At 70.2% G+C, this 19,437-nt stretch carries 18 protein-coding genes; 9 read left to right on the top strand and 9 right to left on the bottom strand.

What is annotated here, in order from left to right:
- Window positions 1-223: 223 nt before the first annotated feature.
- Entirely contained in the window at window positions 224-1,810 is a 1,587-nt protein-coding gene (locus ACPXB1_RS13930; RefSeq protein WP_355591504.1) for a glycoside hydrolase family 43 protein, read from the top strand.
- Window positions 1,811-1,882: 72 nt separating this feature from the next.
- Here the strand turns inward: ACPXB1_RS13930 and ACPXB1_RS13935 are convergent, their stop codons facing one another.
- Complete coding sequence (locus ACPXB1_RS13935; RefSeq protein ID WP_425735368.1) at window positions 1,883-3,223, bottom strand: hypothetical protein; 1,341 nt, start codon at window positions 3,221-3,223, stop codon at window positions 1,883-1,885.
- 647 nt (window positions 3,224-3,870) lie between these two features.
- Between ACPXB1_RS13935 and ACPXB1_RS13940 the strand changes: the two genes are divergently transcribed.
- The 3 genes from ACPXB1_RS13940 to ACPXB1_RS13950 are packed head-to-tail and all read left to right on the top strand — an operon-like array spanning window position 3,871 to window position 6,789.
- Window positions 3,871-4,878, top strand: a complete 1,008-nt coding sequence (locus ACPXB1_RS13940) for an ABC transporter permease (protein ID WP_355591500.1) — start codon at window positions 3,871-3,873, stop codon at window positions 4,876-4,878.
- 40 nt (window positions 4,879-4,918) lie between these two features.
- Window positions 4,919-5,971 (top strand): ABC transporter substrate-binding protein, encoded by a 1,053-nt coding sequence (locus ACPXB1_RS13945; RefSeq protein ID WP_355591498.1) that lies wholly within the window; start codon window positions 4,919-4,921, stop codon window positions 5,969-5,971.
- The gene (locus tag ACPXB1_RS13950; RefSeq protein WP_355591496.1) at window positions 5,971-6,789 is read left to right on the top strand and encodes an ATP-binding cassette domain-containing protein; all 819 of its coding nucleotides are present in this window, start codon (window positions 5,971-5,973) and stop codon (window positions 6,787-6,789) included. Before ACPXB1_RS13945 ends, ACPXB1_RS13950 begins: the two co-directional genes overlap by 1 nt.
- A gap of 48 nt (window positions 6,790-6,837) precedes the next feature.
- Here ACPXB1_RS13950 and ACPXB1_RS13955 read toward each other — a convergent pair whose 3' ends face one another.
- The 3 genes from ACPXB1_RS13955 to ACPXB1_RS13965 all read right to left on the bottom strand — a co-directional run bounded on the left by ACPXB1_RS13955 (window position 6,838) and on the right by ACPXB1_RS13965 (window position 9,608).
- Window positions 6,838-7,530, bottom strand: coding sequence for a FadR/GntR family transcriptional regulator (locus ACPXB1_RS13955; RefSeq protein ID WP_355591493.1), 693 nt, complete (start codon window positions 7,528-7,530; stop codon window positions 6,838-6,840).
- A gap of 8 nt (window positions 7,531-7,538) precedes the next feature.
- Window positions 7,539-8,933 carry an enolase C-terminal domain-like protein gene (locus ACPXB1_RS13960; RefSeq protein ID WP_355591490.1) on the bottom strand — a complete coding sequence of 465 codons (1,395 nt, stop codon included), beginning with the start codon at window positions 8,931-8,933 and terminating at the stop codon, window positions 7,539-7,541.
- Between the two features lie 300 nt (window positions 8,934-9,233).
- On the bottom strand, window positions 9,234-9,608 hold the full coding sequence (locus ACPXB1_RS13965) for an ArsR/SmtB family transcription factor (protein WP_355591487.1): 375 nt from the start codon (window positions 9,606-9,608) through the stop codon (window positions 9,234-9,236).
- Between the two features lie 100 nt (window positions 9,609-9,708).
- Between ACPXB1_RS13965 and ACPXB1_RS13970 the strand changes: the two genes are divergently transcribed.
- A complete protein-coding gene (locus ACPXB1_RS13970; RefSeq protein ID WP_355591484.1) occupies window positions 9,709-10,206 on the top strand; it encodes a GNAT family N-acetyltransferase in 498 nt (165 codons plus the stop codon).
- 40 nt (window positions 10,207-10,246) lie between these two features.
- The gene (locus ACPXB1_RS13975) at window positions 10,247-11,665 is read left to right on the top strand and encodes an NAD(P)-binding domain-containing protein (RefSeq protein ID WP_355591482.1); all 1,419 of its coding nucleotides are present in this window, start codon (window positions 10,247-10,249) and stop codon (window positions 11,663-11,665) included.
- Between the two features lie 56 nt (window positions 11,666-11,721).
- Here ACPXB1_RS13975 and ACPXB1_RS13980 read toward each other — a convergent pair whose 3' ends face one another.
- Window positions 11,722-12,075 (bottom strand): TraR/DksA family transcriptional regulator, encoded by a 354-nt coding sequence (locus ACPXB1_RS13980; RefSeq protein WP_053656814.1) that lies wholly within the window; start codon window positions 12,073-12,075, stop codon window positions 11,722-11,724.
- 66 nt (window positions 12,076-12,141) lie between these two features.
- On the bottom strand, window positions 12,142-13,089 hold the full coding sequence (locus tag ACPXB1_RS13985; RefSeq protein WP_355591478.1) for an ion transporter: 948 nt from the start codon (window positions 13,087-13,089) through the stop codon (window positions 12,142-12,144).
- Between the two features lie 322 nt (window positions 13,090-13,411).
- Between ACPXB1_RS13985 and ACPXB1_RS13990 the strand changes: the two genes are divergently transcribed.
- A complete protein-coding gene (locus ACPXB1_RS13990) occupies window positions 13,412-14,605 on the top strand; it encodes an epoxide hydrolase family protein (RefSeq protein ID WP_355591476.1) in 1,194 nt (397 codons plus the stop codon).
- Here the strand turns inward: ACPXB1_RS13990 and ACPXB1_RS13995 are convergent.
- Complete coding sequence (locus ACPXB1_RS13995; RefSeq protein WP_355591473.1) at window positions 14,576-14,965, bottom strand: VOC family protein; 390 nt, start codon at window positions 14,963-14,965, stop codon at window positions 14,576-14,578. The genes ACPXB1_RS13990 and ACPXB1_RS13995 overlap by 30 nt on opposite strands.
- A 34-nt stretch (window positions 14,966-14,999) precedes the next feature.
- Entirely contained in the window at window positions 15,000-15,950 is a 951-nt protein-coding gene (locus ACPXB1_RS14000) for a helix-turn-helix transcriptional regulator (protein WP_425735369.1), read from the bottom strand.
- Window positions 15,951-16,387: 437 nt separating this feature from the next.
- Here ACPXB1_RS14000 and ACPXB1_RS14005 point away from each other — a divergent pair, with 437 nt between their 5' ends.
- Complete coding sequence (locus ACPXB1_RS14005; protein ID WP_425735370.1) at window positions 16,388-17,050, top strand: hypothetical protein; 663 nt, start codon at window positions 16,388-16,390, stop codon at window positions 17,048-17,050.
- Between the two features lie 82 nt (window positions 17,051-17,132).
- Here the strand turns inward: ACPXB1_RS14005 and ACPXB1_RS14010 are convergent, their stop codons facing one another.
- Window positions 17,133-17,726, bottom strand: a complete 594-nt coding sequence (locus ACPXB1_RS14010; RefSeq protein WP_355591464.1) for a MarR family winged helix-turn-helix transcriptional regulator — start codon at window positions 17,724-17,726, stop codon at window positions 17,133-17,135.
- 117 nt (window positions 17,727-17,843) lie between these two features.
- Here ACPXB1_RS14010 and ACPXB1_RS14015 point away from each other — a divergent pair, with 117 nt between their 5' ends.
- Window positions 17,844-19,412 (top strand): LLM class flavin-dependent oxidoreductase, encoded by a 1,569-nt coding sequence (locus ACPXB1_RS14015; protein WP_425735371.1) that lies wholly within the window; start codon window positions 17,844-17,846, stop codon window positions 19,410-19,412.
- The last annotated feature ends 25 nt before the right edge of the window (window positions 19,413-19,437 follow it).

A 19,437-nucleotide genomic window follows, 5' to 3' on the forward strand; every position in this document is an offset into this window, starting at 1 on the left:
ACATTCGTCCATAAAGATTGGCAGCTATGGCTCTGGCGCGATGGCGCGCGGGTGTTGCGGGGATACTTCGGGCATGTGTCATCAGTAGCCTTGACAGCCGATGTGAGCGATAACACGATGGCCTTCACGTTCGCGATCCCAGCTGGGCAGAACGCGTCCACGGCGCGGCTGTTCGGCGAGACCTCGTTGACGAGCATCCCTCGACCGACCCGGAGCCGCCCCTATGGACTTCACACTGGATGACGTGGCGGTAGCCGGTGCCGCGCTTCCACCACCCCGATCGAAGACGATCGAGGTCGTCGGCAAACTGCCGGGCGAGCACAACCCGTTGATCGGGCACAAGTTCGGCGCCGACGGCTTCGGCTTCGTGCACGACGGCCGGGTGTACCTGTACCTGACCAACGACACCCAGGGCTACGCCCCGGACCCTGTCACCGGCGTCTCACCGGGGATCAACTACGGCGACATCAACCAGATCACGGTGATCTCCTCGACGGACCTCGTGAACTGGACCGACCACGGCGAGATCCAGGTCGCGGGCCCGGACGGGGTGGCACGCTTCACCGCGAACTCGTGGGCGCCCGGCATCGCCAGGAAGGTGGTCGACGGCGAGGAGAAGTTCTTCCTCTACTACGCCAACAGTGGCGACTCCACCAACGTGATCACGGGTAGCACCCCGCTCGGCCCGTGGACCAGCGAGCGCACGAGTACGTTGATCAACGACAGCACCCCCGGTGCCGAGGACGTCGCGTGGAAGTTCGACCCGACGCCCTTCGTGGACGATGACGGCCGGCCCTACCTCTACTTCGGCGGCGGCCCCGCGTCGACTGGCATGCCGCCGGCCGAACGATTCAACAACCCGAAGAACCTCCGGGTCATCGCACTCGGCGACGACATGGTCTCCACCGAAGGGGCGGCAGTGGTGGTCGACGCCCCCGTCGCCTTCGAGGCGGGCCATGTGTTCACACGCGAGGGCAGGTACTACTTCTCGTACTCGTCGCACTTCGGCGGGAGCGACTTCGGCGGCAGCCAGCAGCCGATTCCCGGCTACCCCGGTCCCGGCGAGATCGGCTACCTGATCTCCGACGACCCGATGTCGTGGCCGAAGGAGACCTACGCCGGCGTCCTGTTCCCCAACCAGTCCCAGTTCTTCGGCGCCGGCACCGGCGGCAACAATCACCAGTCGGTGTTCGAGTTCGAGGGGCGGTACTACTTCACCTACCACGCCCCGACGCTCAACAAGCGCATCAACGGCGACACCACCCAGGGCTACCGCAGCCCGCACATCCAGGAGTTGACCTTCCGCCCGGACGGCACCATCGAGCAGGTCGTCGGCACGTACGGCGGGGTGGAGCAGGTTCGCCACTTCGACCCGTACCGCGTCTTCGAGGCCGAGACCTTCGGTTGGAGCAAGGGTGTCGCGACCTCGAAGACCGACCGCCCCTCCGCGCAGTTCGACGCCGCGGCACCGAACCTGGTGGTCCGTGACATCCACGACGGCGACTGGACGGGGCTGTCGTCGGTGGACTTCGGCGGCGACGGTGCACGCGGCGTCACGGCCACGGTGCGGGCCCTCGCCACGGGCGCCCGGATCCAGGTCCGGCTGGATGGTGTCGACGGTCCGGTGGTCGGCACGATCGCGGTCGACAGCCCGGCCGGTCAGTGGACCGAGGTACGCGCGGAGTTGACGGGGGTCAGCGGCGTGCACGACGTCTACTTCACCTTCAGCGGTCCGGCCGGCGTCGAACTCTTCGAGATCGACTCCTGGGCTTTCGAGGCGGCCACCGCGCCCAGCCCGAGTTGCCGGTGACGGTCAGCGCGTAGGTGCCGGGGCTCCCCGGGCGATGTCGCCCGGGGAGCCGCACATCGCCTGTCGGGGGTGTCAGCCGCCAACCCCGGCGGGCTTGGTCTGGCCGAGCAGCCAGCGCAGGATGCTGCTGTCCTCGTAGGTCGGCCCGAACGCCGCGTGGTAGTCCGGCAACGAGAACGCCGAGTCGGCGTACTCGGTGTAGCGGACAAGGTCCGCGGCCTGCTCCGGGCTCTTGCCCCGAGCCTGGTACGCCTGCCGCAGCAGCGTGGAGGAGTTCCGGGCGCCCGTGACGTTGAGCAGGTGGTCGTGCTCACCGTGGGTGATCCAGACCGGCACCTCGCCAGCCGCGATCGCGGTGGCCTGCGTGGCGTTGACGGGGAACCCGCCGGTCACCAACCCGCCGGCGAACAGGCCCGGACGCTTGGCGAACGCCTCCCACAGCAGCTGGGAGCCGTACGAGACGGTGGTCGCGTACACCCGGCGGGTGTCCACGGGGAACTGACGGACGAACTGGTCGAGCAGCTTCACCAGCAGGTCGGCCTCGGCGGCCCCGCCGACCCGCTGATGCTGCGGCGCCAGGACGATCACGTCCTCGGAGCTGCCGGTCCAGCTTGACTGCAACCACGCCGTCGCCGGGATGTCGGCGGCGAGCTGCACGCCGAGGTTGTCGCCGTCCCAGCCCATGCCGTGCCCGGGCAGGACGACCATCAGGGGGTACGTGCGACCGGGCTGGTAGTTCTTCGGCAGGTGGTAGTGGTACGGCAGCACCATTCCACCACTGAGGAACGAGCCGTAGGTGAACTCGTCGACAAGCTTGTTCACCGGCTTCTCGGTGACCGGACGGGACTCGCGCGGCGTCGCCCGCGCGAGCACCGGCCCCTTGCCGGCGCCCTTACCGGGCTGCGCGTGCACGTCCTTGCGCTGCACGACGCGGGTGGGCAGCTCAGGATTGACCTTCACCGTGCACAGGAATGTGGGGCACTTGGAGACGATGACCGTCCAGCCGCCGGTGTCGGCGGGGTTCAGCTCCACGATGACGTACCGGCCGGGTGCCGACCGCTTGTCGGTCCGGGTGTTCGGCGCGTCGTTGGTGTAGGTGTGGGTGATGGTCCGGTCGGCGAGCTTCGGCAGGTCCTCGATCGGGTTGAAGCGGAAGTTGTAGATGGTGTCGGCGACAGTGAATGTGGTGTTGTCGAGGGTGCGGGGGTTGACTGTCGCGCCGTACTCGATGGCCACGGCGGAGACCTTCTGGCCGTACGTGTAGACCGTGGTGATGGGGGTGATGCTGCGGATCCCGTCTCCGCTGCCGTGGGCCGGGCCGGTGCCACCGCTCGTGGCGGCGTAGGCGGTGCCGGAGGCGACGGTCAGGACGAGGGCGGCGAGAAGCGGGACGAGTCCTCTTCGCAGTCTCATGCGAGTCCTTTCTCGAGCGGGCACCCGTCTCTGGCGTTGGACGTCGAGAGGGGGCGGGCGAGCGCCCGCTAAACTGATTTAGCAGAGCATGGTTGCCGCCCCGGGTGAGAGTCAATACCGAGCCGCAAATCGGCGTTGCCAGCCTCGACTACCGCCATCTCCGGGGAGTGCGACGGCTGAGAGGCGCCGGAATGGCTCACAGCATGCCGTGGCGGAACATCGCCTGTTATCGATAACATGCGCACTGGGAGTCGCCGGGCCCGCCGCCCTGCGACGGTTTCGGGCATGAGGAGTTACCGCTAACAGGGCTTCCGGAAGTCGCTGAACGGCGATGCCGGTGCGTCCGGCGTGGGCTGTCCGGCGCGTCCGGCGGCCCCGTGCTGCCCGCAAACACTGCTGAGTGAGTTTGATCAGACGTATGTGCTCCGAAACGTGAGCGGCGGCGGCAAAACATCGCTGTAGCACCTTGGCAACGTCGATGAATCCGTGGCAAGGTAACGCCTGATCAACAGAAACATCTGATCTTTCGCGTAGGTGTGGGGCCGTGCGTGACTTCCTGAGGAGGTCCGGTTGCTGAGAAGTGCTCGGTTCACCAGGGACGCCGTGCCCGGCGTCGGCGAGTCGGTCGGGAAAGGTCGGTCCCCGCGATGAGCGCCGTCGAGGCGACCCCGTCGGCGCGAGGCGGCGTGTTCACCGACAGGCTCCGTGAGTGGGTCTCGCACGCCGTCGCCGAGTTCACCGCCGCCACCGCGCTGGTAGTCCTGTTCATCGCGCTTAGCGTCGCGAGCCCGTACTTCCTGACGGCGGACAACCTGTTCAACATCGGCGCGCAGACGGCGGTGATCGCCATCATCGCCGCCGCCCAGACCATGGTCATCATCACCGGCGGCATCGACCTGTCGGTGGGGTCGGTCGCCGCGCTCGCCGGTGTGACAGGGGCGATTGTCGTCCGTGACCTGGGTTCTCCGCTCCTCGCGGCGACAGCCGTCGCGATCGGCGTCGGCGCGTTGGCCGGGCTTGTCAACGGGCTGCTGGTGACAGTGGCCCGGATTCCCCCGTTCATCGCGACGCTGGGAACGATGTCCGCGGTTCGCGGCCTGGTCTTCATCATCACCGGAGCCGTCGGGGTGTACGGACTGCCCCGGTCCTTCCAACTGCTCGGCAACGGTGAGATCGCCGGCATCCCGTTCGCCGTGGTGATCACCGCCGTGGTCGCCGTCGGGGTCGCGTTCCTGCTGTCCCAGACCCGCTTCGGCCAGTACACGTACGCGATGGGCTCCAACCTGGAGGCCGCCCGCCGCTCGGGCATCCGCGTGGGCCGCCACCTGACCGGCGTCTACGTCCTGGCGGGCGTCCTGGTCGGGCTGGGCGGCATGATCGCCGCCTCCCGTGTCAACTCCGGCCAGCCGAACTACGGCATCTCGCTGGAACTCGACGTCATCGCCGCCGCGGTCATCGGCGGCGCCAGCCTCTTCGGGGGCCAGGGCCGGATCGTCGGGACCATCATCGGCGCGTTCCTCATCGCGCTGGTCCGCAACGGCGCCGTCCTGCTCGACATCAGCATCCACTACCAGCAGGTGATCGTCGGCGTGATCATCTGGGCCGCCGTCTACTTCGACCAGTACCGCCGCCGGCGGCTGGAGTCCCGGGGCTGACCTGCCGTTCCCGCAGTCCGACAGAGGAAGGACGCACACCATGGCACACACCACCACCAGCCGGCGGACCCGAGGACGGCGCCTACGCGCGCCGGGTCTGCTCGCCGCCGCCGCTGTCGTCGCCCTGCTCGGCGCCTGCGGCGGGGTAGAGGTCCGCGACGGCGGCGACGGCGGATCGACCGACGCCAGCGGGCCGCTCAAGCTCGCCGTCGTGCCCAAGGCGGTCGGCGCCGACTACTGGAACACGGTGAAGGCCGGCGCCGAGTGCGCCGCCCAGCGCGCCGGTGACGTCACAGTGCAGTGGGACGGCGTGACGACCGAGACGGACGTCGAGGGCCAGGTCAACCTGATCCAGAACTTCGTCACCAGGAAGGTCGACGGCATCGTCTACGCGGCCACCGACTCCCAGGCGCTGGCGCCGGCCACCGACCAGGCGCTCGGCGCGAACATCCCGGTCGCGATGATCGACTCCGGCACCAGTCCGCAACCGCCGTCAGTGCCGCTGTTCGCCACCGACAACCGTGCCGCGGCCGGCGAGGCGGCGAAGTTGCTCGCGACCGAGCTGGGCCCCGGCAACCACGAGGTGGCGCTCGTCGAGTTCCAGCCGGGCTCGCAGACCAACACCGAGCGCGTCGAGGGCTTCAAGAGCGGCCTCGCCGCATATCCCAACCTGAAGCTCGTCGGGCAGCAGCCCAGCCGCAGCGACGTCAACGAGGCACGTCGGGTGACCGAGAACATCCTGACCGCCAACCCGAACCTCGCCGGGGTCTTCGCGGCCAACGAGCAGAGCGTGCTCGGCGCCGCCCAGGCCATCCAGGCGGCGAACAAGTCCGGCAAGGTCGTCATCATCGGCTGGGACGCCGCGCCCGACGAGATCGCCGGGCTGCGCAGCGGCCAGATCTCGGCGCTCGTCGTGCAGAACCCGTTCAAGATGGGCTACTTCGGCGTCGACAAGATGGTCAAGCACCTGCGCGACAAGGCGCCACTGGCCTCGGCGGACACCGGCGTCACGTTCGTCACCAAGGCCAACATCGACTCCGCGGAGGTCAAGGCAGTGCTCGAACCCAGCTGCGCCAACCCGCCGGTGCAGTGATGGCGACCAGTCCCTCAGCGGTCAGCGACCGCGACCAGCGCTCTGTCCCCGACGAGCCGCCGGTGCTCGAAGCCCGTGGCATCGTCAAGCGGTTCGGTCACGTCGAGGCATTGCGCGGCGCTGACTTCACCGTCGGCAGGGGCGAGGTCGTCGCGCTCATCGGCGACAACGGCGCCGGCAAGAGCACGCTGATCAAGACGCTGTCCGGAGTGCACACGCCCGACGAGGGCGAGATCCGGGTGGGTGGCGCTCCGGTCCGGTTCGCCACCCCCGTCGACGCCCGTCGCGCCGGCGTGGAGACCGTCTACCAGGATCTGGCGGTGGCCGACGACCTCAGCGTCGCCGCCAACCTCTACCTGGGCAGGGAGATCCTGCGCTCCGGGCCGCTGGGCCGGCTCGGGCTGCTCGACAAACGCGCCATGCGGCAGGGCGCCGCTGCGGCACTCGACCAACTCGGCGTACGGATCCCGCGGGTCACCACACCCATCGCGATGTTGTCCGGTGGGCAGCGGCAGTGTGTCGCCGTCGCTCGGGCGATCATCTGGGCGACGAACGTCGTCATCCTCGACGAGCCCACCGCGGCGCTCGGCGTCGTCCAGACCGCCCGGGTGCTCGATGTCGTCCGGCGTGCCCGCGACGCCGGCATGTCGGTGGTGCTTGTCAGCCACAACATGCCGCAGGTGCTGGAGATCGCCGACCGGGTGGAGGTGCTGCGTCTGGGCCGGCGGGCGGCCCGGCTACGCGCCGACGAGGTCACCACCGACGACCTGGTCGCGGCGATGACCGGGAGCACGACCGTGGAACGGGACGAGCGGTGACACAGGCAGCGGGGAGTAGGGCGGCGGGCACGCGGCCCGACGCCCGCCCTACTCCTCGGGCAGCCAGTGCAGCGACTCCTCCACCCCGATGAGATGGTTGGCCATCCGGATGCGGGCCCGCTCCGCGTCCCGTGCCACGAGGGCCTTCAGGATCGCCACGTGTTCGTCGTGGGTCCGGCGGTCGGCGCCCTCCACGTGCAGGCTCCGCCAGAGCCGCCCCCGCACGGTACGCCCGGCGAACGCCTCGATCAGGCCGGTGAGCACCGGATTGTCGGCGTGCACGGCGATGATCCGGTGGAACGCGATGTCGATCTCGATGATCCGCTCGTGGTCCTGCGGCGACTGACCGACGATCCGTGCCGCCTCGTCGAGCAACTCCTCGGCCTGGGCCAGAGCCTCGTCGGTGATCCTGGTCGCAGCCAGGCGCGCTGCCTCGCACTCCAGCAGACGGCGGACGGTGTGGATGTGCCGAGGGTCGCCCTGGCCCTGGAAGTCGACGACGAAACCCATCGGGGCCAGCAGTTGCGGCGCGTCGAGGTTCGTGACGTACGTGCCGTCGCCCTGGCGGATGTTGACGATGCCGAGGATCGACAGCGCCGACATGCCCTCGCGCAGTGATCCGCGCGAGACTCCGAGCGACTCGGCGAGGTCCTTCTCGATGGGCAGCCGGTCCCCAGGCTTGAACGACCCTTCGAGGATCATCCGCTTGATGCCGTTCACGACCTCGTCGGTGCGAGACATGACACCTCCTAGCGGGCGGCCGGGGTGGCCGTCCCACCCGCGACGACGTACGGCTCCGGAGATGACACGGTAGCGGGCTGCGCCGCCGCCCAGTAGTGCCCGTCGGGGAACCGGTAGAGGGCTGTCGATTCCGGGCGCATCCGCGTGGAGTAGCCGGGCATGCTGGGCAGGACGTAGCCGCTGCCCGAGCCGGTGTCCCGCACGACACACGGGTCGGTGAAGTGCTCGTGCAGGTGGTCGACGAACTCGGTGACCCGCCCGGTGAGATCACCGGAGATCGCGACGTAGTCGAGGACCGAGATGTGCTGGACCATCTCGCACAGGCCGACACCGCCGGCGTGCGGACACACGGGGACGCCGAACTTCGCAGCGAGCAGCAGCACGGCGACGATCTCGTTGATGCTGGCCAGCCGGCCGGTGTCCAACTGGCAGAAGTCGATCGCCCCGGCCTGGAACAGCTGCTTGAACATCACCCTGTTGTGGCAGTGCTCCCCGGTGGCGACGCCGATGGGTGCCACGGCACGGCGGACTGCCGCGTGCCCCAGGATGTCGTCAGGGCTTGTCGGCTCCTCGATCCACAGTGGCTCGAAGCGGGCGAGTGCCGTTACCCACTCGATTGCCTGCCCGACGTCCCACACCTGGTTGGCGTCGATCATCAGGTGGCGGTGCGGGCCGAGGATGTCCCGGGCGATGCCGCAGCGGCGGATGTCGTCGTCGAGGTCGGCGCCCACCTTGAGCTTGACGTAGCCGTAGCCCGAGTCGACAGCCTCCTGGCAGAGGCGGCGCAGCTTGTCGTCGCCGTAGCCGAGCCAACCCGCCGACGTCGTGTACGCCGGGTATCCGGTGCGGGCGAGCTCGGCCAGCCGATCGGCCTTCGTGCTCTCCTTGGCGCGCAGGATGGACAGCGCCTCGTCCCGGGTCAGCGCGTCGGAGAGATAGCGCAGGTCGGCGATGTCGACGAGCTGCTCGGGGGACATGTCGACGAGCAGTCTCCACAGGGGCTTGTCGGCGACCCGGGCGACAAGGTCCCACGCCGCGTTCAACACGGCCGCCAGCGAGAGGTGGATGACGCCCTTTTCCGGGCCGAGCCAGCGCAACTGGGAGTCGGAGGTGAGGTGACGGTAGACCGCCCCCATGTCGGCGGCCATCTCGGCCACGTCCATGCCCACCAGTCGGTCGGCCTGGTGCGCCGCCGACGCGGCGACGATGTCGTTGCCCCGGCCGATGGTGAAGGTCAGGCCGTGACCCGCCAGCGGCACGCTTGCGCTGTCGACGCCGTCGGTGTGCAGTGTGACGTAGGCCGCCGAGTAGTCGCCGTCCTTGTTCATGGCGTCGGACCCGTCGGCTGTCAGCGAGGTGGGGAAGCGGACGTCCTCGACGGTGACGGCGGTGATCTGCGGCATGCGCTCCTCGCCCGAATCGGCAAAAGATCGGATGATCAACAGGAGTATACGGACGCGCCGATCCGAACGTCAACGGCGCTGAATGCCTGTTGACCCCGTAAGAATTGCGGAGTATGAGAGCCATTCGTTACGATCATTGACTCTATACATCAAATCTTTGTAGATTCCTCGGCGTTCCAGGCGGGTGCTGACCCCGAGCGCTCAGGTCGGCGATCGGCCGCTGCGCCCCGGGCGCGGACTTCGTCGCGGATTGGGCGCACACGGCGTCGACGCCGTCGTCGGGTGGGTGGCGGTCGTCGGTCACGACTGCGTCGGTTCGGTGGCGAGCAGGGCGGCGAGCTGGCGCAGGGCGGCCGGCCGGGCCCGGTAGTAGACCCAGGTGCCACGGCGCTCGGCGTCGACGAGCCCCGCCTGGCGCAGCGTTCTGAGGTGGTGCGAGATGGTCGGGCCGGTCAGGTCGAACGCGGGAGTGAGGTCGCAGACGCAGATCTCCCCGCCCTCGGCGGAGGCGATCATCGACAGGAGTTGCAGCCGTACCGGATCGCCCAGGGCCTTGAAGGCGGGGGCGAGTGCCGTCGCGGTCTCGGCCGGCACGCGGTGCTGAGTCAGGGAGGGGCAGCATGGCGCGTCAATGGTCGGGTCGACGGGCGCAGGGGGAGCTGCCTGTTGTGACATCGCTCTAGGTTGACAGGCATCTAATCAGCGTGCAAGTGTCTGATTCGACAGACGTCAAGACAGGCGTTTCGATCCCCGTCGACCCGAACGGAGGCCGCCGATGGCCGATATCAGCGTGCGACCCATGACCGGTGCCGACGCGGGCCCCGTCCTGGCGATCTACCAGGCCGGGCTCGACGCGGGCAACGCCAGCTTCGAGGTCACCGCGCCGACCTGGGCGGCGTTCGACACCACCCGACTGGCCGCGCACCGCTTCGTGGCTGTCGACAGCGCCGGCACGGTGCTCGGCTGGATCGCCGTCTCGCCGACCTCGACGCGCGCCGTCTACGCCGGCGTGGTTGAGCACTCGGTCTACGTCGACCCGACCGCCCAGGGGCAGGGGATCGCCCGGCTGCTGCTCGACACGCTCATCGCCTCGACCGAGGCCGCCGGCATCTGGACGATCCAGTCCGGCATCTTCCCGGAGAACGTCGCCAGCCTGCGCCTGCACGAGCGGGCCGGGTTCCGCGTCGTCGGCGTCCGCGAACGAGTCGGCCGCCACCACGACCGCTGGCGCGACGTCGTCCTGCTCGAACGCCGCAGCCCGACCGTCACCTGACGCGCCAGCATCCGAAGCTTTCCGCGAAGGAGTTCCTGACATGAGCGCCCTGGACAACCTGCCCGTCGCCGTCATCGGCGCCGGCCCTGTCGGCCTGGCCGCCGCCGCGCGCCTGCACGAGCGCGACCTGCCGTTCGTCGTCCTGGAAGCCGGGCACGCCGCCGGTGCGGCAGTACGTCAGTGGGGGCACGTACGGCTGTTCTCCCCGTGGCGCTACAACATCGACCCGGCCGCCCGCCTGATCCTGGACGAGGCCGGATGGATCGCCCCCGACCCGCAGGCCCTGCCCACCGGCGCCGAACTTGTCGACGACTACCTCCAGCCGCTCGCGCAGTCGCCGCAGCTCAAGCCGCACCTGCGCTTCGATGCCCGGGTCGAGGCCATCAGCCGTCTCGGCCTGGACCGGCTACGCAGCGCCGGGCGCGACACCACCCCGTTCCTTCTCCGTCTCGCCAGCGGCGACGAACTGCTCGCCCGCGCTGTCATCGACGCCTCCGGCACCTGGCGTACCCCCAACGTGCTGGGCGCGTCCGGCCTGCCGGCACGGGGCGAGGCCGACGTGGCCGCGTACCTGGAGCACGCGTTGCCGGACGTGCTCGGCGCCGACCGGGAACGGTTCGCCGGACGGCACACACTTGTGGTGGGTGCCGGCCACTCGGCGGCCAACACCCTGCTGGTCCTGGCGGACCTGGCCACCCAGCAGCCGGGCACGCAGGTGAGCTGGGCGATCCGTGCCGACACGCCGACGCGGACGTACGGCGGGGGGAGCGCCGACGCCCTCCCGGCGCGCGGCGCCCTCGGATCGCGCCTGCGTGAGCACGTCGACGCCGGCCGGATCCGGCTGCTCACCGGCGTCAGCGTGCACACGCTCACCCCGGCCGACGGGTGTGTCGCAGTGTTCGTCAGGCGTGCCGACGGCACCGAGGAGACGCTCCTGGCCGATCGCGTCGTCGCGGCCACCGGCTTCCGTCCCGACCACTCGACAACCGCGGAGCTGCGCCTCGACCTCGACCCGATCATGGGTGCCACCCGGGCGTTGGCCTCACTGATCGACCCGAACGAGCACTCCTGCGGCACCGTCCCGCCGCACGGCGTCGACGAGCTGACCCACCCGGAACCCGGCTACCACGCGGTCGGCGCGAAGTCCTACGGCCGGGCGCCGACGTTCCTCATGGCCACCGGCTACGAGCAGGTCCGCAGCGTCGTGGCCGCCCTCGCCGGTGACTGGGCAGCCGCCCGGGACGTCCAGCTTGACCTGCCCGAGACCGGCGTCTGCAACAGCAATCCAGTGGACCCTGCCGTCGGCGACGGGTGCTGCGGGTCGACGCCGTCGGTCGAGCCGCCCGCTCGCGGGCTGGCCACCGGGATCTCCGGCGGACTGCTGGGCACCCCGCTCAGCCCGGTCTCTCTCGACGCCGTACCCACCGACGCCCAGGCCGGCGGCTGCTGCGCGAGTTGACGCCCCCGGTGTCCGCCGACCTGGCGGGCACCGAGGGTCTCGCCGGCCGCGCGCCGTCACCGCCGGCTGGCGCAGGCCACGCAGGTACGCGCCGAAGGGCGGGCGGCGAGGCGCTCGTCAGGAATCGGGCGGGAACACCGCTCGCAGACGCCATAGGTGCCGGCGTCGAGGCGTTGCACAGCGACGTCCAACTCGGTCAGCCGTCGGCGGGCCGCTGTCAGGACCGCCGTGAGTTGCGCCCGCTCGAAGGCGATGGTGCTGCCCTCAGGGTCGTGCTCGTCGTCGGCGTTCGACGAACGGGATGCCTCGAAGAGGGCGCGTAGGTCGTCGTCGAGCGCACGCACCTGAGCCTCGGTCGCGTCGCGCGAGGCCAGCAGCTCCGCGCGGACCGCCGAGAAATCCCTGTCCATGCCGACCCACGCTACTGCCAACCGCCCACCGAGAACCCTGCCGACGGGCCGTCGCCGAGCGCGCGTTCACCGCCTGGTGTGGGTGTCGTCGCGGTGCGGGCGGGCGTGCCCGTCGTCCCTGTCGATGCGCAGCTCCCGCTCCAGCTCGGCGATGACCGCCCGCAGGTCATCGAGCCGCTGGGTGAGCGCGATGCGGTCGACCTCGTCGGGTACGCCGTCGCCGTCCTCGTCGTAGTCGGGGGCCAGCCGCTCGGTCATCTCCAGCCGGCGCGCCTCCTCCATGGAGTTGACGATGACGGCGATGAGGATGTTGAGCAGCAGGTTGACGGTGATGAGCACGTAGCTGACGTAGTAGACGAGCGTCCACGGCGAGAGGGCCATGCCCTGCGCGATCAGGTCCGGCAGGGTCTCCAGCGACAGCAGCACGAACAGCGTGAGCAGCGACCGCCCGATGTCGCCGTACTCCTCGGGGTAGGTGGTGCCGAAGATCAGCCAGCCGGCCATGCCGTACACGTAGAGCGTCACGACGGCCAGGGCGAGGAACCCGGCGACGCCGGGGATGCTGCGCCACAGGGCGGAGACGATGGTACGAAGGCCCGGCGAGAACCGCACCAGCCGCAGCATCCGGGCGACCCGCACCACGCGCAGCAGTGCCGAGTCGCCGTGCAGGCCCGGAATGAAGATCGCCGCGATCACCACGAAGTCGAAGACGTTCCAGCCGTGCCGGAAGAAGTCCTGCGGTCGGCGGCCGTAGGCGGCCAGCCGAATGCCGATCTCGACGACGAAGAACGCGCGGAAGGCCAGCTCCAGCGACCGCAGCAGGGTGCCCGCCGAGGTCAGTTCTTCGTAGGTCTCCAGTCCGAGGACGATCCCGTTGGCGAGGATGACGATGACGATGACGATCTCGAAGGGGCGCGACCGCGCGAGTCGGTCGCAGCGGTCAGCCCATCGGGGTCGGCGGTGCGGGGACGAGGCCGGCGTGCCCCGCTGCGCGGGCGCGGATGCTCCACTCACCAGCCCGCCGACCCGGTGGCGTCTTCGGAGGCCGTCGGGCGGGCACACCCGTGGCCGTCATGGCGGCGGTGCGAGAGGCGTCCGGGCATGTCCACAAGCCTAGGCCAAGATCAATAATCGTGGCCGGCCCACTCCGCGCGAGGGCGCCACATCCAGAGGGGACGGCGGGGCCGCGCGCCAACGCCCTCGTAGTGAGCGCTTCTCAGGCTGTGTCGTGGCCGGTAGTATGCGAGTCGCTTCCCTTGCAGCCATCGGGCGAGCCGATCTGGCGAGCTGACCTGGGGAATGTGGATCTCATCCGTCCCAGGTCACGGAGGCCCTCATGTCGTCCCATCCACAAGCGGCGCCATTCACCATCGACGTCCCCGACGACCTGCTCGCCGATCTGGACGAGCGGTTGGCGCGCACTCGTTTCCCCCGTCCCACAGCTAGCGAGTGGCGTGCCGGCACGGATCCGGACTACCTTCGCGAGTTGGTGACCTACTGGCGCAGCGGCTTCGACTGGCGTGCCCGGGAACGCGACCTCAACGCGGTGCCGCACTACATCGCCACCCTGGACGGCCGGAAGGTGCACTTCGTGCACCTGCGCGCTGCGGACTCCGGCGGCACCCGCTCCCCACTGCCGCTGGTGCTCACCCACGGCTGGCCCAGCAGCTTCGTGGAGATGTTGCCGCTCGCGGCCCGGCTGGCCGATCCCGCCGCCTACGGCGGCGAGCAGGACGACGCCTTCGACGTCGTCGTTCCGTCCCTACCGGGCTTCGTGTTCTCGGACCTGCCGAGTGCCGGCCTGGTGACCCCTCCGGTGATTGCTGACCTGTGGGCACGGCTGATGACGGATGTCCTGGGCTACTCGACGTTCGGCGCGTACGGCGGTGACATCGGCTCTCATGTCACAGGCTTTCTCGGGGCCCGGCACCGGCAACAGGTTGTCGGGATCCACACCCACCATCCGACCCTGCATCCTGTTCTCGACGACGACCAGCCATTGTCCGCGGCCGAGCACGCCTACCTGAGAGCGCGATCGAACGAGCACGACGACGGCGACGACGGCTACGCCGCCATCCAGAGCACCCGCCCGGACACCCTCGCGGCGGCCCTGCTCGACTCTCCCGCAGGCCTGGCCGCCTGGATCGTGGAGAAGTATCGGGCCTGGGGCGACTGCCACGGAGATCTCGAATCCCGTTTCAGCAAAGACCTTCTGCTCACCGTCACCACTCTTTACTGGGCGACCGGGACGATCGGCTCGTCCTTCAGGCCCTACTACGACGACTCCCGGACCCCGCCGCTCGGAGCTGTCGACGTGCCAGCAGGAGTCCGGCTCACCCCGGAGGACCGGGACTACCCCCGCGAGTACGCCGAGCGCGTCTACCGTGACCTGCGCCAATGGCGCGGCCCGATCCGGGGAGGCCACTTCCTGCCCCTGGAGGAACCCGACCTCCTCGCCGACGACCTGCGAGACTTCTTCCGACCGCTGCGTCGACGGACGTCACCGGTAGCTGATCAGCTCCAGCAGTGAGCCGTCCGGATCGCGGAAGTACACGCTCCGGCCGCGCCCGGCCCCGCCGTGACGGTCCACCGGGCCGGCCTCCACCTCCACGCCGTGCCGCCGTAGGTGATCGAGTATCTCCTCGACCGTGCCGGGCCAGGCGAGACAGAGGTCGCTGCCGCCGGGTTCGACAGGTCGGCGGGCGACCAGCGGCCCGACGTCCAGGCCGGGGCCGTGCACGTTGAGCTGCTGGCCGCCGAACCGGTACGCCACACGGCCATCGGGATGGTCGACGACCTCGGCGCCCAACACGTCGCGGTAGAACGCCGTGGACCTGTCCCAGTCGCGTACCGCGATGACACAGTGATCAAGTCGGACACCCTCGGGCATGGCATCGACCCTAACCTCCGGCGGCGCGGCAGGTTCAGGCGTTCAGCGTCTCGCGCGGCGGTACGCCGTAGCTGGCGTGGTACCGGGCCGTGAACCTGCTGTGGCTGGCGAATCCCCACCGGCTGGCGATCGCCGACACGGTGTCCCGGCTCGGGTCGGCCCGCAGCAGGTCGCGGTGGGCCCGGTCGAGGCGGATCCGGCGCAGGTACGCCATGGGGGTGGTGCCGAGGTGGCGGCGGAAGGCCAGTTGCACAGCCCGGACGGAGACGGCAGCGGCGTCGGCGATGTTCAGCACGCTGATGTCCCGGTCGGCGTTCTCCTCCATGAAGGTGATGGCGCGGCGCATCGTGGCCGTGCTGGCGTCGCGGCGGTCCTCGATGGTCTCGTCGGTGAACGCGGTGTTGGGAAAGATGGCGAGCGCAGCCGCGGCGAGCATCCGCGCGGCGTTACCGATCACCATCGACTGCGTGCTGGCGTCCGGATTGGTCAGCACGACGTCACTGACGTAGCTGATGATCTTTCGCCATTGCCGGGCGCGGAGGGCGCTGACGGCGCCGAGGTCGGTGAATCGGATCTGGCCCGGCCGCCGTGCCGGTGCGGCAGCGGCCACCTGTGCCAGAACCGCGCGGTCCAGGACGCAGATTTCCACGGCGCCGGGTTGCCAGCGCAGGTTGAACGGTCGGTCGGGTCGGGCGGTGACGAAGACGTCGCCGGGGCCGAACCGGCGGGTGACCCCATCGGAGGTGCGGTCGACGAGGGCGCTGTGAGCGCGGCAGATGATCAGGGCGGCCAGGTCGTCCACCTCGATGTCCAGACGCGACGTCTGTCTGAGGGCGGAGACGGCGAACGCACCGGCGTCGAACCGCTGATGGGCGAAGTGGTACGGATCGCTCCGGGCCTTGATGCGCAGGTCGGTGTCGTACGTGGTGGCCAGGAAGCGGTGGATGGCCGCCGGGTCGCTGCTCTCGAATCGTTGAAACCGCATGCTTGAGGTCATTCGCTGGCTCCGTCCGGGTGGTGCCGCCGGATGCAGCAGAGCCGGCGGCGTGGTCGGGACGTGTCTGGGCGCAAGGGGGCCGGTGTTCGCGGCGCGTTTGTAGACCGGCCGTACGGCGGTGGCACCAGTCCCGCCGGTAACCCGGCGGGGAAGCGGCCAGGGGAGTGACCGTGGAGTGTCGGGTAATCCCACCAATGTGGACTGCCATTGATGGGATTTCCACCATACGGCAGCCTGTCGGCGTCCGGACGGATTTCCGCGATTCAGTGAGCCGACTTCGCTTTCCGGCTACCGCGCCGCATGATGCTGCGCCCGCGGTGCTAGCCGTCCCGGAGGTGGCGGCGAAATCCTGTTTCTGATCTCCCCGGGTGCCGGTGGGCGTCCGGGTGCCTGCCGGGGGTCCGGCCATCAGGCGGAGGTGAACGTTGGGCAGTACCGATCCTGACCGCGTCGTTCGACTGGCGGTCGCCGAGGCGTTGGCGCGGGTGGCCGACCAGGACACCCTCGGGCTGGGCGAGGGCGACGCGCTGGAGAGCCTCGGGGGTGCGCTGCGCGAGGTGCTGCGCCGTGCGCTCGACGACCGCGTACCACTGGCCACCCCCGAGTTCGTCGACATGTGCCGCGAACTGCGCCTGAACCGTGACTCCCTCGACCTGCTGGGGCACCACCTGCTGACGGCGTTGCTGGCGCACCACGTCGGGCCGGACGCCCTGGTCCGCGTCGGGACGCTCCTCGGCACGGTCCGGCGCTACCTGCCCGAACCCCGTCAGCCCGCGCGCCGCAACACCGGCCCGGAAACCCGGCGGCGGGACGTACGCGCTGACAACAGTGTGGTGGGCCGCTACCGGCGGCCGAAACTGCCCGAGCACCTGCCCAGCCCGCCGAGTTGGACCTGCACCGGATGTGGCAGGGAGTGGCCCTGCGCCACCAAGCAGAGCCAACTGCTCGCCGAGTTCGGCGGGGCGCGCGCCGCACTCGCCGTCTACCTCGGCTCCTGCCTGGTCGCCGCCGCCCAGGACCTGCCGACCCTGCCCCTGCCCCGTGCCAGGCTGCGGTTCCTGGGCTGGCTGCCCCGCGCCCGGATGTGACGACACGCGGTACCGGAAGCCCCTTGGCCGCGCCCTTCACCCCGTACCGCGCCGCCGGCCGTCAGGTCGCGGCGGCGGCCGGTCAGCCGTCGGCGCGGCGGCGGGAACGGGCGGGGCGGATCCGGACGTCCCGCTCGGGCGCCGGCCCGGACCGGTCGCCCGCCGAGGTCGGCTCGGGCCGTACCTGCGCCACCACCTCGCACAGGTCCCGCAGCGGGTCGGCGGCCTGGGTCGAGCAGGCGACCCGCTGCAGCAGCGCCCGCAGGGTCGCCGACTCCTCGGACGTGATGGCCCCCAACAGGTGTGATTCGACGCGGCGCAGCGCACCCCGCCGTTGCTCCCAGGCCGCGCGGCCGGCGTCGGTGACGTCCACCAAGCGGCTACGCCGGTCCGCCGGGTCCGCCCGGCGGGCAACGTAGCCGGGCTGTTCCAGGTCGTCGATCAGGTACGTGAGCACGGTGCGGTCGATGCCGAGTTCCTCGGCTATCGCACCCTGGTTGCGGGCGGGCCTGTTGATCGCGGCGGTGAGCACCTGATAGCCGCGCGGGCCGCCGGGAAAGTCGGCGAGGGCGTGCTCCGCCGCCCGCACGTAGCCGCGGAAGGCGACGCCAAGCATCCAGCCCAGGTCGTCGTCGAGCGGATCGGGCCGGTCGCGTACGTCGCTGGCTCCCGTCATGCCCCGAACAATAGCGCGGCTCACGCTATCTTGGTGGCAGTAGATGTTCTATCCGGCATAAGGTCTACGTAACGACGCATCGACCCCCGAGACGTCGCGGAAACGGGAGGCTCACCGATGACCGACTACGGTCACGACCTCATCTTCGGAACGTTCACCACGCCCGGCAGCGACGACCCGGAGCGCACTGTCGGCCTCGCCGTCCTGGCCGAGCAGGTAGGGCTGGACCTTGTCACCTTCCAGGACCACCCCTACCAGCCGAAATTCCTGGATACCTGGACCCTGCTGAGCTACGTCGCCGCGCGGACCAGCCGGGTGCACCTGTCGGCGAACGTCACGAACCTGCCGTTGCGCCCGCCCGCGGTGCTCGCCCGCAGCGTGGCGAGCCTCGACCTGCTCAGCGGCGGCCGGGTCGACCTCGGCCTCGGTGCGGGCGCGTTCTGGGAGGCCATCGAGGCGATGGGCGGTCGACGGCTGACCCCCGGGCAGGGCGTACGCGCGCTGGAGGAGGCCATCGACGTCATCCGCCAGGTCTGGGACGCCGACGCGCGTGGGGGAGTGCGCGTCGACGGCGAGTTCCATCGCGTGCTCGGCGCCAAGCGCGGGCCGGCTCCCGCCCACGCCGTGCCCATCTGGCTCGGCGCGTACAAGCCGAGGATGCTTGAGCTGACCGGCCGCCGGGCCGACGGCTGGCTGCCCTCGCTCGCCTATCTCCAGCCCGGTGACCTGGCCAAGGGCAACGAGCTGATCGACGCCGCCGCACAGCAGGCAGGTCGCTCGCCCCAGGCCGTCCGCCGACTGCTCAACATCTCCGGCCAGTTCGCGACCGCCGAACGCGGGCCGCTGCACGGGCCGGTCGAGCAGTGGGTACGCGAGCTGACCGGGTACGCGCTGAACGACGGCGTCAGCGCGTTCATCCTCGCCAGTGACGACCCGGACGACCTGCGCCGCTTCGCCGGTGAGGTGGCGCCAGCCGTACGGGAACGGGTCGCGGCTGAGCGGGACGCCGCGTTGGCGCGTACCCCGGTCACGAAGCCTGTGGCGGTCACGCCGTCGGCGCGGCCGGCCCGTGCGCGGGTGACCGGCGGCGCGTTCGCTGTGGTGCCGACGCCCGACGACGGCAAGCGGCTCAGCGACCGGCAGGTCTGGGACGAGTCGGCCCGCCCGACCGGCCCGACGCCGGATCCGACGCGCACCTACACCCCGCACGAGCAGGCCAACGGCCAGCACCTCGTGCAGGTCCACGACGGCCTGCGAGCGGAGCTGGCCCAGATCCACGACCTCATCGAGCAGGTCGCGGCCGGCGAGATCGACGCCGGCGCCGCCCGCTCGCAGATCAACACGATGACGATGCGGCAGAACCGGTGGACGCTCGGCGCCTACTGCGAGTCCTACTGCCGGATCGTCACCACCCACCACACCATCGAGGACCAGGCTCTCTTTCCGCGGCTGCGGCACGCCGACCCCCGGCTGGCGCCTGTGGTCGACCGGCTGGAGCAGGAGCACCACGTCATCCACGAGGTGCTGGAGGGCGTCGACAAGGCGCTCGTCGCGTACGTCGGCTCGCCGGACGGGTTGGCCGATCTGCGCGCCGCGGTGAACCTGCTGACCGACGCCCTGCTGTCGCACCTCAGCTACGAGGAGCGGGAGCTTGTCGAGCCGCTGGCCCGGCTGGGGGTGAGCTGACCGGCGTCAGGTGGGGGCTTGCCCC

Origin of the sequence: Micromonospora sp. DT68, assembly GCF_049847245.1 — a bacterium.
GTDB classification, from domain to species: Bacteria; Actinomycetota; Actinomycetes; order Mycobacteriales; family Micromonosporaceae; genus Micromonospora; species Micromonospora profundi.

Excerpts from the sequence above, each read along its gene's own strand:
- ACPXB1_RS13930 (WP_355591504.1), top strand. The coding sequence starts at position 224 with ATGGACTTCACACTGGATGACGTGGCGGTAGCCGGTGCCGCGCTTCCA.
- ACPXB1_RS13935 (WP_425735368.1), bottom strand. The coding sequence starts at position 3,223 with ATGAGACTGCGAAGAGGACTCGTCCCGCTTCTCGCCGCCCTCGTCCTG.
- ACPXB1_RS13940 (WP_355591500.1), top strand. The coding sequence starts at position 3,871 with ATGAGCGCCGTCGAGGCGACCCCGTCGGCGCGAGGCGGCGTGTTCACC.
- ACPXB1_RS13945 (WP_355591498.1), top strand. The coding sequence starts at position 4,919 with ATGGCACACACCACCACCAGCCGGCGGACCCGAGGACGGCGCCTACGC.
- ACPXB1_RS13950 (WP_355591496.1), top strand. The coding sequence starts at position 5,971 with ATGGCGACCAGTCCCTCAGCGGTCAGCGACCGCGACCAGCGCTCTGTC.
- ACPXB1_RS13955 (WP_355591493.1), bottom strand. The coding sequence starts at position 7,530 with ATGTCTCGCACCGACGAGGTCGTGAACGGCATCAAGCGGATGATCCTC.
- ACPXB1_RS13960 (WP_355591490.1), bottom strand. The coding sequence starts at position 8,933 with ATGCCGCAGATCACCGCCGTCACCGTCGAGGACGTCCGCTTCCCCACC.
- ACPXB1_RS13965 (WP_355591487.1), bottom strand. The coding sequence starts at position 9,608 with ATGTCACAACAGGCAGCTCCCCCTGCGCCCGTCGACCCGACCATTGAC.
- ACPXB1_RS13970 (WP_355591484.1), top strand. The coding sequence starts at position 9,709 with ATGGCCGATATCAGCGTGCGACCCATGACCGGTGCCGACGCGGGCCCC.
- ACPXB1_RS13975 (WP_355591482.1), top strand. The coding sequence starts at position 10,247 with ATGAGCGCCCTGGACAACCTGCCCGTCGCCGTCATCGGCGCCGGCCCT.
- ACPXB1_RS13980 (WP_053656814.1), bottom strand. The coding sequence starts at position 12,075 with ATGGACAGGGATTTCTCGGCGGTCCGCGCGGAGCTGCTGGCCTCGCGC.
- ACPXB1_RS13990 (WP_355591476.1), top strand. The coding sequence starts at position 13,412 with ATGTCGTCCCATCCACAAGCGGCGCCATTCACCATCGACGTCCCCGAC.
- ACPXB1_RS13995 (WP_355591473.1), bottom strand. The coding sequence starts at position 14,965 with ATGCCCGAGGGTGTCCGACTTGATCACTGTGTCATCGCGGTACGCGAC.
- ACPXB1_RS14000 (WP_425735369.1), bottom strand. The coding sequence starts at position 15,950 with ATGCGGTTTCAACGATTCGAGAGCAGCGACCCGGCGGCCATCCACCGC.
- ACPXB1_RS14010 (WP_355591464.1), bottom strand. The coding sequence starts at position 17,726 with ATGACGGGAGCCAGCGACGTACGCGACCGGCCCGATCCGCTCGACGAC.
- ACPXB1_RS14015 (WP_425735371.1), top strand. The coding sequence starts at position 17,844 with ATGACCGACTACGGTCACGACCTCATCTTCGGAACGTTCACCACGCCC.